This window comes from Cystobacter fuscus DSM 2262 (assembly GCF_000335475.2).
GTDB lineage: Bacteria > Myxococcota > Myxococcia > Myxococcales > Myxococcaceae > Cystobacter > Cystobacter fuscus.
On sequence record NZ_ANAH02000011.1, the window covers coordinates 183,908 to 198,617 of the forward strand.

14 protein-coding genes and 1 pseudogene are annotated in these 14,710 nt (G+C 66.6%); 9 read left to right on the forward strand and 6 right to left on the reverse strand.

Annotated elements, in window-relative coordinates; all coding sequences use genetic code 11:
- Window positions 1-126: 126 nt before the first annotated feature.
- On the forward strand, window positions 127-1,584 hold the full coding sequence (locus D187_RS21115) for a DNA-3-methyladenine glycosylase 2 (RefSeq protein WP_043430903.1): 1,458 nt from the start codon (window positions 127-129) through the stop codon (window positions 1,582-1,584).
- Window positions 1,581-2,093: a methylated-DNA--[protein]-cysteine S-methyltransferase gene (locus tag D187_RS21120; protein ID WP_002626595.1), complete on the forward strand. Its 513-nt coding sequence runs from the start codon at window positions 1,581-1,583 to the stop codon at window positions 2,091-2,093. The genes D187_RS21115 and D187_RS21120 overlap by 4 nt, the downstream gene beginning before the upstream one ends.
- Here D187_RS21120 and D187_RS57130 read toward each other — a convergent pair.
- Both D187_RS57130 and D187_RS59095 read right to left on the reverse strand, forming a co-directional pair.
- Window positions 2,072-2,566: a DUF1801 domain-containing protein gene (locus D187_RS57130; RefSeq protein WP_211241558.1), complete on the reverse strand. Its 495-nt coding sequence runs from the start codon at window positions 2,564-2,566 to the stop codon at window positions 2,072-2,074. The two genes, D187_RS21120 and D187_RS57130, sit on opposite strands and share 22 nt — an antisense overlap.
- A 33-nt stretch (window positions 2,567-2,599) precedes the next feature.
- A pseudogene (locus D187_RS59095) lies at window positions 2,600-3,085 on the reverse strand (DUF1801 domain-containing protein); the annotation flags it as partial.
- Between the two features lie 183 nt (window positions 3,086-3,268).
- On the opposite strand from D187_RS59095, the gene D187_RS21130 reads away from it, so the two are divergent.
- Window positions 3,269-3,688 (forward strand): immunity 70 family protein, encoded by a 420-nt coding sequence (locus D187_RS21130; protein ID WP_002626597.1) that lies wholly within the window; start codon window positions 3,269-3,271, stop codon window positions 3,686-3,688.
- Between the two features lie 380 nt (window positions 3,689-4,068).
- Here the strand turns inward: D187_RS21130 and D187_RS59255 are convergent, their stop codons facing one another.
- The gene (locus tag D187_RS59255; protein WP_368665049.1) at window positions 4,069-4,773 is read right to left on the reverse strand and encodes a putative immunity protein; all 705 of its coding nucleotides are present in this window, start codon (window positions 4,771-4,773) and stop codon (window positions 4,069-4,071) included.
- A gap of 252 nt (window positions 4,774-5,025) precedes the next feature.
- On the opposite strand from D187_RS59255, the gene D187_RS21135 reads away from it, so the two are divergent.
- Both D187_RS21135 and D187_RS21140 read left to right on the forward strand, forming a co-directional pair.
- A complete protein-coding gene (locus tag D187_RS21135) occupies window positions 5,026-5,820 on the forward strand; it encodes a TolB family protein (protein ID WP_002626598.1) in 795 nt (264 codons plus the stop codon).
- On the forward strand, window positions 5,820-6,470 hold the full coding sequence (locus D187_RS21140; RefSeq protein WP_020918172.1) for a M23 family metallopeptidase: 651 nt from the start codon (window positions 5,820-5,822) through the stop codon (window positions 6,468-6,470). Before D187_RS21135 ends, D187_RS21140 begins: the two co-directional genes overlap by 1 nt.
- 135 nt (window positions 6,471-6,605) lie before the next feature.
- On the opposite strand, the gene D187_RS21145 is transcribed toward D187_RS21140, so the two are convergent.
- Window positions 6,606-6,992 carry a VOC family protein gene (locus D187_RS21145; protein ID WP_002626600.1) on the reverse strand — a complete coding sequence of 129 codons (387 nt, stop codon included), beginning with the start codon at window positions 6,990-6,992 and terminating at the stop codon, window positions 6,606-6,608.
- Between the two features lie 453 nt (window positions 6,993-7,445).
- Between D187_RS21145 and D187_RS21150 the strand changes: the two genes are divergently transcribed.
- On the forward strand, window positions 7,446-8,165 hold the full coding sequence (locus tag D187_RS21150; protein ID WP_043430908.1) for a hypothetical protein: 720 nt from the start codon (window positions 7,446-7,448) through the stop codon (window positions 8,163-8,165).
- Between the two features lie 259 nt (window positions 8,166-8,424).
- Here D187_RS21150 and D187_RS21155 read toward each other — a convergent pair whose 3' ends face one another.
- Entirely contained in the window at window positions 8,425-9,228 is an 804-nt protein-coding gene (locus D187_RS21155; protein WP_002626603.1) for a helix-turn-helix transcriptional regulator, read from the reverse strand.
- Window positions 9,229-9,317: 89 nt separating this feature from the next.
- On the opposite strand from D187_RS21155, the gene D187_RS21160 reads away from it, so the two are divergent.
- Window positions 9,318-9,974 (forward strand): glutathione S-transferase family protein, encoded by a 657-nt coding sequence (locus D187_RS21160; protein ID WP_002626604.1) that lies wholly within the window; start codon window positions 9,318-9,320, stop codon window positions 9,972-9,974.
- A gap of 372 nt (window positions 9,975-10,346) precedes the next feature.
- Here D187_RS21160 and D187_RS21165 read toward each other — a convergent pair whose 3' ends face one another.
- Complete coding sequence (locus tag D187_RS21165; protein WP_002626605.1) at window positions 10,347-12,650, reverse strand: Kelch repeat-containing protein; 2,304 nt, start codon at window positions 12,648-12,650, stop codon at window positions 10,347-10,349.
- Between the two features lie 53 nt (window positions 12,651-12,703).
- On the opposite strand from D187_RS21165, the gene D187_RS59725 reads away from it, so the two are divergent.
- Entirely contained in the window at window positions 12,704-13,036 is a 333-nt protein-coding gene (locus D187_RS59725; RefSeq protein ID WP_497463187.1) for a DUF7919 family protein, read from the forward strand.
- A gap of 287 nt (window positions 13,037-13,323) precedes the next feature.
- Window positions 13,324-14,685 (forward strand): amidohydrolase family protein, encoded by a 1,362-nt coding sequence (locus D187_RS21170; RefSeq protein WP_245591775.1) that lies wholly within the window; start codon window positions 13,324-13,326, stop codon window positions 14,683-14,685.
- Window positions 14,686-14,710: the final 25 nt, after the last annotated feature.

The following is a 14,710-nucleotide window of genomic DNA, read 5'->3' on the forward strand; positions in this document are numbered from 1 at the left end:
CCTGGCGCTCAACATCCCGCCTGCTGGGGTGGCCCCACAGGCCCGCCGCGGCGGCGACCCGATTTTCGCGGTCAGGTCCGAAAACGGCCAGACAGAGCGGGGCGGTCACGCTACGAAAGCCCCGTGATGAAGACGCTGGAGAACGAGACCTGCTACCGGGCCCTGACCGCGCGAGACCGGCGCTTCGATGGACTCTTCTTCGTCGGGGTGTCGACGACGGGCATCTACTGCCGGCCGGTGTGCACGGCGAGGACGCCCCGCCAGGAGCGCTGCGCCTTCTACCGCACGGCCGCCGAGGCGGAGCACGCGGGCTTCCGGGCCTGCCTGCTGTGCCGTCCCGAGCTGGCCCCGGGCAGCGCACCGGTGGACTCGGTCCCGAGGCTGGTGGCGGCCGCGGTGTCGCGCATCGAGGGGGGATTTCTCAACGAGTCGTCCCTGGATGAGCTGGCGGCGGAGCTGGGAGTCACCAGCCGTCACCTGCGCCGGGCGATGGAGACGGAGCTGGGCGTCTCGCCGGTCGAGCTGGCCCAGTCGCGGCGGCTCGCGCTGGCCAAGCAACTGCTCCACGACACCGCGCTCCCGCTGGCGGAGGTCGCGTTCGCCAGTGGTTTCCAGAGCGTCCGGCGCTTCAACGCGCTCTTCCAGGCGCGCTTCGGCAGGCCCCCTTCGGAGCTGCGGCGAGCCAGTGACGAGGCGGGGGGCTCGCGCTCCCTCGTGCTCCGGTTGGACTATCGCCCGCCGCTCGACTGGGAGCAGCTCCTGCTCTACCTGCGAGGTCGTGCCATTCCAGGGGTCGAGCACGTGGGGGCTTCCGAATACCGGCGCACGGTGCGCCTGGGGGGCAAGACGGGCTGGCTCGTGGTCCGGAAGGATCCGAAGCGCCCCGCGCTGCTGGCCGAGGTCTCGTTGTCACTGGCGGGGGTGTTGATGCAGGTGGCCACGCGGCTGCGGGCGCTCTTCGACCTCGACGCGCAGCCGGAGGTCATCTCGGAGTGCCTCGGACGCGACGCGCTCCTGGCCAGGTGCGTCCAGGCGCGCCCGGGGCTGCGAGTGCTGGGTGCTTTCGAGCCCTTCGAGCTCACGGTGCGCGCCATCCTCGGGCAGCAGGTCACCGTGCGCGCGGCGACCACGCTGAGCGGGAGGCTCGTCGCGCGCTTCGGCGAGCTCGTGGATGGCCCCCATGCGGAACTCTCCCGGCTGTTCCCGCCGCCGGAGACGCTGGCGGCGGCGTCGGAGGACGACGTGGCGGCGTTGGGACTCCCCGGGGCGCGGGCGAGGAGCCTGCTGGGGGTGGCGCGGGCGGTGGCGGAGGGCTCGGTGCGGCTGGACCGGCACGCGGAGGTGGACGCGACGATGGCGGCGCTGGAGGCGCTGCCGGGCATCGGCGCCTGGACGGCGCACTACGTCGCCATGAGGGCGCTGCGCTGGCCCGACGCGTTCCCCGCGAGCGATCTCGGGATTCGCAAGGCACTCGGAGGCGTGACGGCGAAGGAGGCCGGCGCGCGGGCCGAGGCCTGGCGGCCGTGGCGTTCATACGCGGCGATACACCTCTGGACTTCTCTCTCGGAAGGAGCAGGCGGATGAAGCTGTACACCACGACGCTGAAGAGCCCGGTGGGTCCCCTCCGGTTGTACGCCAACGCAGGGGCACTCACCGCCATCTACCTGGAGAACCACAAGCGGGCTCCCGTGCTCGTCGCGAGCGAGGAGGAGGCGCACCCGGTGCTGCGGGAGGCTCGATGCCAGCTGGAGGCGTACTTCGCGGGCGAGCGTGGGGCTTTCGAGCTTCCGCTCGAGCCGATCGGGACGCCCTTCCAGCAGACGGTGTGGAAGGCCCTCCGGGAGATTCCATTGGGCGTCACCTGGTCCTATGCGGGCCTCGCGCGCCACATCGGCCGGGAGGGGGCCTCGCGGGCGGTCGGGTCCGCGAACGCGAGGAATCCGCTCTCCATCGTCGTTCCCTGCCATCGGGTGGTGGGCACCAGCGGGGCGCTCACCGGGTACGCGGGGGGCGTGCCCACCAAGCAGTGGCTGCTCGAGCATGAGCAGCGGCTTCGTGGGGGCTGCATGCCTCACCCAGAGCGTCTCTTCTGAGCGCGGACGGGGCGAGCGGTCGCACGCACCGCCGTGTTCAGTGCCACGGCGGCGCGAATGAGCGCCTTCAACGCCTTTTCATCAATCTTGTCGCCCTCGTGGAAGTCGATGGCGCGCCTGGTGTTGCCTTCGAGGCTGGAGTTGAAGAGGCCTGAAGGGTCCTCCAACGAGGCGCCCTTGGCGAAGGTCATCTTCACGACAGCCTTGTGCGTCTCACCGGTGCAGATCATTCCGGCGTGCGACCACACCGGAACCCCTCTCCACTTCCACTCCTCGACCACTTCGGGGTCGGCCTGCTTGATGAGCGTTCGGATCCGAGCGAGCGTCTCGCCCCGCCAATCACCCAGCTCCTTGATTCTCGCATCGATCAGCTGAGAGGGAGAGTCTTCTCCTGTTCCTTTCTCCGAGCCGCTCTTCGTCTTCTTCAGGGTTGTTGTCCCTCGCCCGTCACTTCTCGCACTGGCCTCTCCCATTCGTTCGCCGGGCAATTGGCTGGCTTGCTTCACCCAAGCGGCGAGCTGAGCTTCGTCGAGCTGGTCGTCCTCATGGATGTCGAGGTAGCGCGTGTCCTTGCTCTTGGACTCGCCGGGGGGGACAGGACGCAGCGACATGCCGCGGAAGAAAGCCACCTTGACGTACTTCGTGAAGCAATGGACGCTGAGGAACCAGCCCTGGCCCTCGACTCCGTACAGCGGCGAGTTCCATTTGACTGCCTTGTGCACGCCGGGGACGGTGCGCGCGATGAGCGAGTCGAGGCGACGCCCGACATCGCGTTTCCAGCCCGGCATGGCCGCGATGTAGGCCTGCACGGGGGCGTCGCCGTAGGCCTTCCCGATCTGAGGGTTGCCGCCTGAGAGGAGGGCCGGTTTCGCGGCCTTGCGCGACTGTGACTTCGGTGCCGGCTTGCTCGGTCTGGCCGCCTTCGCGGCGACCCGCTTGGAGGCGGCCTTCTTGGCGACCTTCACCGACTTCTTGGACGTCTTGCCGACCATGGCGTTCACTCCATCCGATAGACTTGTAGGGCCGATGATACTTCTTCAGCAACGGTTTTCTAGCATCCTGCGAGAGGACAGCGGCGACCCCCCTTCAATTCAGCCCTTCTCCATCTTACGCTCGAACGTGAAGGTTGGTCCCGATGAAACCAGTTTCATTGGCACCCTTCCCGGGTAATCGCCATGGCCATCGCGCTGATGATCGACAATGTCGCAACGGAGCTGGGACGGGGCGATTTCGTCCACGCCTTCTTCTCGACCATCTCCGTGCGGCTGGAGCCGGAGGGCTGGGGCACGCGCTTTCCGGTGCTGATGCGCGAGCTCTACCAGGGCGAGCTGCCGAAGGCGCATGCCGCGCGCGCGCTGGAGGAACTGCGTACGGCGCGCAAAGAACTGCTCACCTTCTTGCCCACCGAGGTGGTGTGGGACATCGAAAACCAGAGCGCGAAGCCGCCCTGGGGCATGAACATCTCCTCCGACATCACCTCGCTGGCCAACTATTTCGTGACCAGCACCGGCCGCGACATGTTCGACACGATGATCGAGGATCTGGAGTTCCTGCGCGACCAGGGGAACGGCCCCGCGACGTTGACGCAGATCTGAGCGGGAAGGGTGTCAAACGGCTCGTAGGGCGGGAGTTGTTGGAACGATTCTTTTGACACCTTCTAGAGGGAAGGCTGTTGCTGCGTCCCAGCGCGGAAGTGAACGAGGTGGTGGGAGGCGTGCTGGCGTCGTCGAAGCGCCAGAGGTGGTCGACGAGCCGCTCGACATTCTCGGGCGGGACCGCCTGGCGCACGATCACATAGCCCTTGCTGATCCGGTGCTGCCAGTCCTTGGGCGAGCGGTTCGGCTCACAACTCAAAATCATTGGCATTGAATTCGACCCGGGAGCAGTCCAACTCCCAGGGAAGCGTGTGACATCCTCGGAGGGAACTCCTTGACATCCTCGGAGAGGAATGCAGAAGAGTATCATCCTGTGTTGGTCAGCAATCGAATACGAACCAACATACATGATTGCGCAGCCGCTGGTCGTCAAGCACAAGCTCCCGGATTTCGTCTGGAAGCTGCTTGCGCTGCCATTGGCATTCCTGGCGGCCGGCTCGTTCACGCTCAGCTTCAGGAGCCGCGGCTTGCACGGCCCTGATCGCATAGGCCGCCGCGCCCAACTCATGCGCTGCCACGTGAGCCACTGCTACAGCCTGCCCAGCCGCGTAGGCCGCGAGCTTTGCCGCGCCGGACAGCCCTCTGGCGGCGGCATTGGCAACAAAAGCAGCCTTGTGCGCTTGGCGCATTGTAATCTCGCCTCGTGTCCAGGCGTGAGCCAGCTCGATTGCCTGGCGCGGCCGCTCATCTTCGGGCCGTGCTTCTTCAAAAAAATGCAGGACATGCTCCGCGCATGTGGCAGCCCATATTGCAAGAAGGTGGTGATTTGCATCACTCAAGGTGCCGCCACGACGAACGGTAATAAATCTGGGATCGCGAGGTTCAGTGAAAATAGGCATACACAATGATTGTACTGCGAAGACAAGTTGGCTGAAAGCCACAAGGGATTCGAACCCATGCTCCCCCCCAGCCGGGGCCGAGGCCGGGGGAGGAGCGCCAGGCGCTGGTCGCGACGGTGGCGGAGCCGAAGAAGGTGAGGAGGCAGCGAGTAGACTGGGCGGGGCTGCTACGCCGCACTTTTGCATCGGGCCACTTGGGCCGGTGTGTGCCCAATGGGGCTGCTCCGCCTCTACACCGCTCAGCGAGGTGCTCTTCGTGCGGCGTGGTTTTTTCGGCTCCGCGTGAGACGCGCGCCACGTTTCTCCGTCCTTACGGGGCAGTGCCCGTTGTGCCAACCCTGGTAATCCCCCCTTTCCCCCCTGAGTCGGATGAAAAAGCTATTTTTCTCCCTTGTGGTGTTGACACTGGCCACGACCAGCGCATCGGCGGCGGGTCGCATGAACCCGTCGGACCTTCGCCGTGTCGAGAAGGCGCGTGAGCGCATCATCCCGGTCGTCGAGAAGGAGTTCGGACCCAAGGCACGGTTCGTGCAGATTTTCGGTCACGGTCGCAACATGATGGTGGGTGTCATCGCCGAGATCCCGGAGCAGCCGCTGGCGACGGACGACGTGCCGCTGCTGGCCATCGCCCAGTACGACGAGCCGACCGGCACGGTGCGCGTGGTGGACCGCGAGTTCAAGTACCGGGAGGCGCGTTCGGTGGGGCAGAACGTGGCGCTGCTGGATGGGCAGGGCAACCTGCGCCTGCGCGAGCCCAACGGCCGCGAGCGGCTGCTGGCCCAGAAGGTGGGTGGAGATCTGTTCCCGACGGCGAAGGGTGACGCCCTGGTGGCCACGCTGGTGGGGGACGGCGAGGGACACGAGACGTCCGTGGGCCTCATCGACATGAAAGGCCGCGTGAAGGTGCTGGCGGATGGGCCTGGAATCGACGCGACGCCCACCATCTCTCCGGATGGCAAGACGGTGGTCTTCGTGTCGGGCCGTACCAGCGTGGCCTCGTTCTTCGTCACGACGGTGGAGGGCGCGCAGCCCAAGCAACTCACCAACGTCGGGCTGGAGAACTGGTCGCTGTTCGGGGGCGCGCCGGCGAGCTTCGTCCCCCCGCCCGTCTCGAGTCACCACATGGAGTGGGAGAACGAGGACGTGCTTCGCTACAACGCGGGTGGCGGCGAGTTCTGGAAGCTCAACGTGCGCACGGGCCAGGCGGCTCCGGATCTGGGAGGTGAGAAGTGATGAACACGATGAAGAAGCTCGCCACGACGCTGCTCTTCGCGCTGCTGGCCCTCCCGGCGGTGTCCTCGGCTCAGACGGTGAGGTTCCGCTTCCCCATGTCGCAGCTCGCCGACCAGTGCGGCAACGGTGGCTGCACGGTGAGCGCGTACAAGGATTACGGTGGCAGGGACTACGCGTGTGGTGGCGTGCGCTACGCGGGCCACACGGGCACGGACTACGCCCTGGTCGGCGGGTTCAGCAAAATGGACTACGGCGTGTGGGTCATGAACGCCGCCAGTGGCGTCATCGAGTCCTCGGTGGATGGCTACTTCGACCGGTGCAACTACTGGGACCAGGCCAACCCGTACGCCGCCTGCGGACTGTATACGGCCAACTACATCATCATGCGGCACGCGGATGGCACCAAGACCAAGTACTGGCATCTGATGAAGTACACGCAGCAGTTCGCCAGGAACGCCTCCATCGGCTGCTCCTATTGGATAGCGCGGGCGGGCTCGTCCGGTGCCTCCACGGGGCCGCACCTCCACTTCGAGTACTGGGTTCCCAACTACGGCACGGATGACCCGTACGGCGGGTCGTGTGGGACGCCCTACTCGATGTGGACCTCGCAGGGCGCGTACCGGGGTCTGCCAGGAATCGCCTGTCAGTAACGGGGAGGCGTTACCGGGGAAGGTGTCAAAGGGCTCGTAGCCTACGAATCGTCTGACTCCCTTCCCGGGACTCCCTTCCCGAGGGAGAACCCGGCCTTTGCCGCGACGGTGGAGGAGCCGAGAAGGAGCGCCCCCTCAGCGCGCCGGCTTGGGGACGTGCTGATCAATCAGGATGGGATTGCCATCGGGATCGATGAGCATGAGGCTCGCGGGGCCAGTGGAGGATTCGTCGGCGGCGGAGGTGAGGGTGAGGCCGCGGGCCTGGAGGGTCCGCTGGAGCTCGCGGACGTCGTCGAAGTCGGCGAGTGGATTGGCATTGCGGTCCCAGCCCGGGTTGAACGTCAGGATGTTCTTGTCGAACATGCCTTGGAAGAGGCCGATGGTGCTGGTCTCGTTCTGCATGATGAGCCAGTTCTGGGCCTGGTCACCGCCGATGGCACGGAAGCCGAGCTTCTCGTAGAACGCGCGGGAGACGACGATGTCCTTGACGGCGAGGCTGACGGAGAAGTTGCCGAGGTGCATGGGGGCGGCTCCTGTGGACGGGGGGGTGGCGGGTTGGCGAGGAGGCATTGCCGCACAGCCGCTCAGGGTGAGGACAACCAGTACGCTGCCGAGGATGCGAAGCATGGGGTGCTCCAAGGACTGCCGAGTGCGGCTTCCGCTCGGCAGGGTACCTGATTTCAGCTCCACGCCGGAGGTTGTGCTCCTCCTTGTTCCGTATCACCTCCGGCGGGGGTGGTTTCATCTCTCCCAGGGAGGTGGGCACCACCTTGATCTTCAGCAGGCATGCGGGCGGAGTGCCATTCGTTCGAGCCCCTCGTCAGAACTCGTCAGAACTCGATGACGATGCTGACCCGGCCGGGCAGGTCCTGCTTCTGCTCGGGCTTCAGCGGCCCCTCCGCTCCAGCCCTCACCCTCAACAGGCCTCCCCTCCTTCTTATACGCTTGGAGTGAACGCGAACGGAAGGACATGCCATGAGGCTGTTTCTGACGGGAATGGCAGTGAGCTGCGCGGTGGTCCTGGGCGCCTCGGGATGCACGAAGAGGAAGCAGTCCGAGGAGACCGAGACGATCCAGACACCCCTGGCCGTGAAGGAGGCGCCCGGCGCAGCCCACCGGGCCGGGTGGGTGAAGGCGCTGGCCACCAGCGACAGCTGTGTTCCGGAGACATCCTCCAACTACAAGGGCGTGTGTCTGGCCGCCGCCGCCTTCGGGGACGCACGGCGGGGCCAGGCACCCACCCAGACCGTCCGCTTGTGGGGGATGACCTTCCGGGAGCGATACAAGGGGGCGGAGTTGCTCCAGCAGAACATCCTCCTGGCGGCGATCGAGCTGTCGCCCACCGTGGACGGAGGCCTGCGCGTGACGCTCTTCGAGCAGTGGCCGGAGAGCGAGTCCGACATCGACTACCTGGGCTCGGCGTCTGAGCAGCTCGACCACCACCACTTCCGAGGCCAGGGCGAGCCGCCGGAGCCGCGGTGGCTGGGGCGGCTGTGGACGGGACTGGGGCGGGAGGAGGGGCCTCGCCGGGCGCAACTCCAGCCCACGGCACAGGGATACGCGGGAGGAGAGCCCCTGCTGGAGCTGCGTGCCTTCCCCAAGGGATGGATGGTGGCGACCGAGGGGCAGGATGCCGAGGCCGGCGAGGAGACGCGCGTGTTCGGCGTGTTCGTCCCCCCGCCCAAGTGGCGGTGATTCAGCCCTGACGCGGGGGCTTCAAGGCGCCGCCCCAGGCGATGAGCTGGTCCAGCAACGAGTCGCTCTTCGTGGCGCGCGGAGTGCCGCACCTACTCCCCTTGAATCCCCTCTCGCCCGCCAACGTAGTCGATCTCGAATGCACCGCACCAGAGCGTCACGGCCCCAGGTGTTTCCCTGGGCCGCGGGTCCGGTGCCAGCGGTTACCGGAGGCGCGCGCCCGCCCCGGCCGAAAGCCGATCGCGAGCAACTCTCGGCGCTACTCGGCAAGCTCGCGGAGCAGCTGTTCGACCCCACGCGCGGAAGCGTCGTCCACCGGTGATAAGACAAACATGTTGAGGCCGTCGCTGTCGTCGACGGAAAACACCGACGTCTCGAACACGAGCTCGCCGACATTCGGTCGGACGAGTCGCCTGTACCTCACACCGTGCGTGCTCAGCTCATTCTCGGCCCACAGCCGGCGAAAGTCCTCGCTCGTCTCCATCAACTCGTCGACGAGCGCGGCGGCTTCTTCTGAGGCTCCCGCACGCGCGATGTCGACGCGAAACGCGGCGAGGCACGTGCGATGCATGTCATCGGCATGAGGCAGGAACGCGGCGGCTTCGGGATGAAAGACCCGGCGCAGCATGTTGCGGTCGCGCTCGGGAACCGCGGCGTAATCGCCGATCACCGCCACGGCGGCGCGATTCCACGCGACGATCTGGAACGTCGGCGTCTTCACGAACGCGGGCACGTGCAGGTTGTCGAGCACGCGCTGTAGCGCCGGCGTGACCTCGGCGGGCGGCGTGTGGCGGCGCGGTGGCGGACGATCGTGAGCGAGCAGGAACAGCATCTCGCGATTCGTGTCGTCGAGCTCGAGTGCGCGAGCGAGGCGTTCGAGCACGTCGTCGGACGGCACGCCGCCGCGACCTTGTTCGAGCCACGTGTACCAGGTGACGCTCACGCCGGCGCGCGCCGCGACTTCCTCGCGACGAAGTCCGGGAGTGCGACGCCGCTCGGTCGATTCGGGGTGAAGCCGCTCGCGGCGAGCGCGGAGGAATTCGGGGAGGGTGGTAGTCGCCATACCGGTATGCGGGCACGCCTTTTCTAGCTGACTCGCGCAGCTTACGGTTCGCGCATGACCAGGGCAATACTTCGGGCAAGGGCGTTCATATGCTGACGCTGCATCATCTCGGACGTTCGCAATCGGAGCGGATCGTCTGGCTCTGTGAGGAACTCGGGCTCGACTATGAACTGAAGCGGTATGAGCGCCGGAAGGACAATCGGCTCGCGCCGCCGGAATACAAGGCGCTGCATCCGATGGGGACAGCGCCGATCATCACCGACGGCGATCTCGTACTCGGCGAGTCCGGGGCGATTGCCGAATATCTGATCGAGACCCATGGCAATGGCCGTCTAGCGGTGAAGCGAGGACAGCCTGGCTTCACCGATTATCTCTATTGGTTCCATTTCGCCAACGGGACGTTGCAGCCGGTCGTCTTGCAGGTGAGGTATCTGGAGCGCGCCGATCCGTCGGAGAAGAACGCGGTACTGCAGGCGGCGAAGGAGCGGTTCAATCTGGTGTTCTCGACGGTGGAGAAGAGGCTGGGCGAGGCGCCCTATCTCGCCGGCAAGGAGCTGACGGCGGCGGATATCATGATCGTGTTCTCGCTGACGACGATGCGGCTGTTCAAGCCGTACGATCTGTCGCCCTGGCCGAACATCCTCGCCTATCTGCAGCGGATCGGCGCACGGCCCGCGTATCAGCGGGCGATGCAGAAGGCCGATCCGGATATGCCCCCGGTGTTGGAGGCGAAGCCGCCCGTCTAGTCCCTCCGGAGACGGTGTCAAAGGACTCGAAACAAGGGACACTCGACTCGGGGAAGGCTGTTGCTGCGTCCCAGCACGGAGGTGAACGAGGTGGTGGGAGCCGTGCTGGCGCGCGCCGTCCAACAAAGCGCGGGCACCGTCCGGTTGCACGCCTTCACCTTCGCCTCCAACCACTTCCACCTGCTGGCAAGAGGGGGGGGGCGAAGACGGGGTGGGCGCGGGGGACGCTTCGCGGAGCCATCCCCGCCATCCCCGGTCACATCGCTCGAATTCTTTGACACCCTCCCCGGACACCATCCCGGGAGCAATGACGCCCGGGACCGATGACACGGCCCGGGCGTTTTCAGACGGAGCGTCTAGAGAGGACGCCTCTCAGGGCGTGTAGAGCTCCGCGGAGGAGAGATAGGCGCCTGTGGTGCCAATGCCCCCCGAGATGAGCACCTTCCCGGAGTTCAGCAGGGTGGCGTTGTGTGACATGCGCGCCACGGCCAGGGGCGCCGTCGAGGACCAGGAGTTGGTGGCCGGGTCGTACACCTGCACGGAGGTGAGGGGGTTGTCCGCGTTGTCGGCCCCGCCCGAGACGAGGACCTTGCCGGAGGTCAGCAGGGTGGCGAGGTGTCCCGAGCGTTCCACGGTCAGGGCGCCCGCCGGGGACCAGGCGTTGGTGGCCGGGTCGTACACCTCCGCGGTCGCCAGATGGCTGTTGTAGTAAGCGTACTGTCCCCCCACGACGAGCACCTTGCCGGACGCGAGCAGCGTCGAGGTGTGGGCGTAGCGGACCGAGGCCATGGACGCAGTGGGAGTCCAGGAGTTGGTGGCCGGGTCGTACACCTCCGTGGTGGAGAAGAAGCCGGAACCATAGCCTCCCGTGACGAGCACCTTGCCCGACGGGAGCAGGGTGGCCATGTGCAGGTAGCGCACCGAGTTCATGGACGCAGTGGGGGTCCAGGTGTTGGTGGTCGGGTCATACAGCTCCGTGGAGGAGAGGAAGCTGCCATTGAACCCTCCCGTGACGAGCACCTTGCCGGAGGCAAGCCGGGTGGCGGTGTGGCCGAAGCGTGCCGCGGTCATGGCTTGGGCGGTGGACCAGGCGTTGGTGGCCGGGTCGTACACCTCCACGACGGCGGTGGCGGAGCCTTGGTTGTACCCGCCTGGGACGAGCACCTTGCCCGACGGGAGCAGGATGTCCGGGGCGGAGTCGTGGGGTGAGGCCATGGAGCCGGTGGAGGACCAGGAATTGGTGGCCGGGTCGTACAGCTCCGCGGGGGCGGGCGTGCTGCTATTCTCGCCCGTCGCGACGAGCACCTTGCCGGAGGGGAGCAGGGTGGAGGTGTGGCCAGCGCGCGCCGTGGCCATGAAGCCGGCCGACGACGACCCGGTTGCGCAGGCCGGCAGCCCGGAGAGGGCGAAGGGCATGGACGCGGAGAGGCCGTACGCATTGGTGACCACCACCGTCACGGAGGGGGGAGGGCCCGCGTCAGCGCACGCAGGTGCCGTCCACACGACGCGGCTGGTGCTGGCGGTATTCTGCGCCGTGGCCAGCGAGCCCATGTTGGCGCTCCACGCGAACGTCAGGGTGCTGGACTGGGGATCCTGGGCGTTGACCTCGAAGGTGACCGGCTGCCCCGCGGAGGCGGAGAGGGCGGACTGGTAATAGTGGGTGAAGACAGGCGGGAAACGCTGAGTGGACGTGGAGGTCACGCACAGGTTGAGCGAGCCCGTCGTCTGGCCACCGCGACCGTCCTGGACGGTCACCGTGAGACGGCAGTTGTTGCACGCGCTGGCTGGGACCGAAGACGGCACGAAGGATGCGGCGCTCGAGGTGTCGTTCGTCCAGGTGCCGGGACAGGAGGCGGACCACAGGTACGAGAGGGTATCGCCATCCGAGTCCGAGGCGATGGCGGAGACCGCGGTGGACTGCCCCGCGTCGAGCTGGTTGAGGGAAGCGGAGACCTTCGAGACCACAGGCGCGAAGTTGAAGGAGATGTTGATGGCGGCGTTACCGGTGGCGACACCGGAGTAGACGTTGATGGCAAGGGAGACGGAGACGGCCGCCCCCTGCGAGTCCGTCACCGTCAAGGTGAGGGTCTGGACACCGAGGGTGGTGGGCGCGGTCCAGGTGGTATTGGCCACGGTGGGGGCCGAGAAGGTACCGCCCGTGGCGCTCCACGCATAGGTGAGGGAGTCACCCGGGTTCGGGTCGTGGGCCGTCGCGGTGAGGGAGAGGGAGGCGCCCGTCTGCACGGCGGTGGTGGCCGCGACGACGGAGTCAATCAGCGGGGCTTCGTTGCTGTAGGGCGGTTGGGGAGACAGCTCCTGCAGGGTGAGTGCGACGGCGGTTGTCTGATGGGCGATGATGGTGACGCCGGAGGTCTGCCCCTGGAAGCGCTTGGTGCCGGAGGCATCGAAAGCGTCGGCGACGAAGGTGCGGTTGGTGCCAGCGGGAATATTGCCGATCAGCCCTCCCCAGGTGCCGTTCGACTCGGCCAGGTCGACGACAATGGAAGTCATGTCGGAAGCGGAGATGGTGACCGTGACGCGGGTGACGCTACTGGCGGAGAGGGCTTGCTGGACGGCGGCGGCGAAGCTGACGGAGCCTTGAGGCTGCGTGTTACAGGCGGCAATGCAGAGCAGCAGCAACGCGGGGAGAAAGGAGAGACGGCGAAATACAAACACTCTTTGACCTCCAGTGAATAATGCGCTGGTGAGGCTAGAGTGGGCTGAGCAGGATGATAATTTTTTTATCTCGTTGCCATGGAAACCATATCAGGAGAACCGGAGATGCCTCGATAAGCCTGACATCGCCTACACGCGGGGCCAGGTTCATCGCACTCGAACTCATCCGCCACTACCTCACCGAGCACGAGTACCACCCCCCCGAGGCCTTCATCGAGGCGGTCCTCGCCTGCCCCGGCGGCGCCGCGAGAGGACGGCCCGGAGCACGTCCAGTGGGCTCGTCCGCATGGAGCGGACTTCCCCGCTGCCCTCTGCTGTCGCGCTGCGTCGATCGTCTCGAGCATGGCGATGAACGAGGCTCGACGTCGCGCCCCGCCACCCACTAGGCTTTCCAGCGCTCCAGGGACATCAATGTCGCCGCCTCGTGAATGAGGTGGCACGACAACGGGCTCGGGTGAGTCCAGAGGGGGAGTACGACATGTGCCAGAAGCTCTGTGGAAACCATTCGAACCATGACGGCGAGCCAGCGAATGCGGGCTCCTCCCGTCGCGAGTTTCTCTCGGTAGGGGCTTCCGCCCTCGGGGCCGTGGTGGCCTCCTCGGTCCCCACGCCGGTGCTGGCGGCGACCGCGCAGGGGGACCTGTCGCGAGAGGACGGTGCCAGGGGCCACGACATGCCAAGGGACACCGGTGCGTCGAACCGGCGCTACCTGCTCAAGGGCGGCGCGGTCCTCAGCATGGATCCCCAGGTGGGAAACTTCGCCCAGGGCGACGTGCTCATCGAGGGCAAGCGGATCATCGCGGTGGGGGCCAGGCTGAACGCTCCCGGTGCGGCGATCATCGATGCCACGGGCATGATCGTCATGCCGGGGTTCGTGGACACCCACCACCATCAATACCAGACCGCGCTGCGCAGCTTCCTGTCCGACGGCCTGCTGTTCAACGATGGGCTGCCGCACGGCGAGAAGAATTACCTCGACTACATCCACACGAAGATCACGCCGGTCTTCAGGCCTCAGGACGCCTACCTCGCCGAGCTCGTCTCGTCGCTCAGCCAGCTGGACGCGGGGGTGACCACGGTCGTCGACACGTCGCAGGTGGGACATACGCCCGCGCACACCGATGCGGTCATCCAGGGGCTTCAGGACGCGGGCCGCCGCGCGGTCTTCGTGTATTCACCGGGCGTGGGTCCCGGCAACCTCTTCCCGGAGGATCTCCAGCGGATCCGCGGCCGGTACTTCTCCTCCACCGATCAGCTCCTGACCCTGGCGATGGGCGGGGAGGTGTTCGACTCCTCGTTCCGGACCTACTGGGCGATCGGGCGTCAGAATGGCCTGCCCATCGTGACGCACCTCGTCGGCAGCCTCGGCCAGGCCACGTTGGTGGAGCAGCTCGCGAGCGAGAACCTGCTCGGGCCCGACCTCGTCTTCATCCACGCCAGCCGCATCTCGGAGGGCTCCTGGCGGGAGATCGCCCGCTCGGGGGCGAGCGTCTCGATCGCGGCCCCGATCGAGATGGCCATGCGGCACGGCCTGCCGCCGATCCAGTCCGCGCTCGATCATGGTGTCCAGCCCGCGCTCAGCACGGATGTCGAGTGCACCATGACCGCGGACTTCTTCACCCAGATGCGGACCGTCTTCACGCTCCAGCGGGCGCTCATCAACGAGCGCGCGATCAACGGCGAGACGAACCTGCCCGAGCTCCTCACGTGCCGCGATGTGATTCGCTTCGCCACGGTCGAGGGGGCCCGGGTGGCCCACCTCTCCCACAAGGTCGGCTCGCTCACTCCAGGCAAGGAGGCGGACGTCCTCCTGCTGCGCGCGGATGCCCTCAACGTGGCTCCGCTCAACAACGTTCCGGGGGCCGTCGTCACGTTGATGGACCGGAGCAACGTGGACACGGTCATCGTCGCGGGACGGATCCGCAAATGGCGAGGCGCCCTCGTCGACGTGAACTGGGCCCCCCTGCGTGCCGCCCTCGAAGCGTCCAGGGACTACCTCCTCCAGGCGGCGGGCGTCCAGCGCGTGCTCTTCTGATAGGGGGCCTCGGGATATTGCGTGA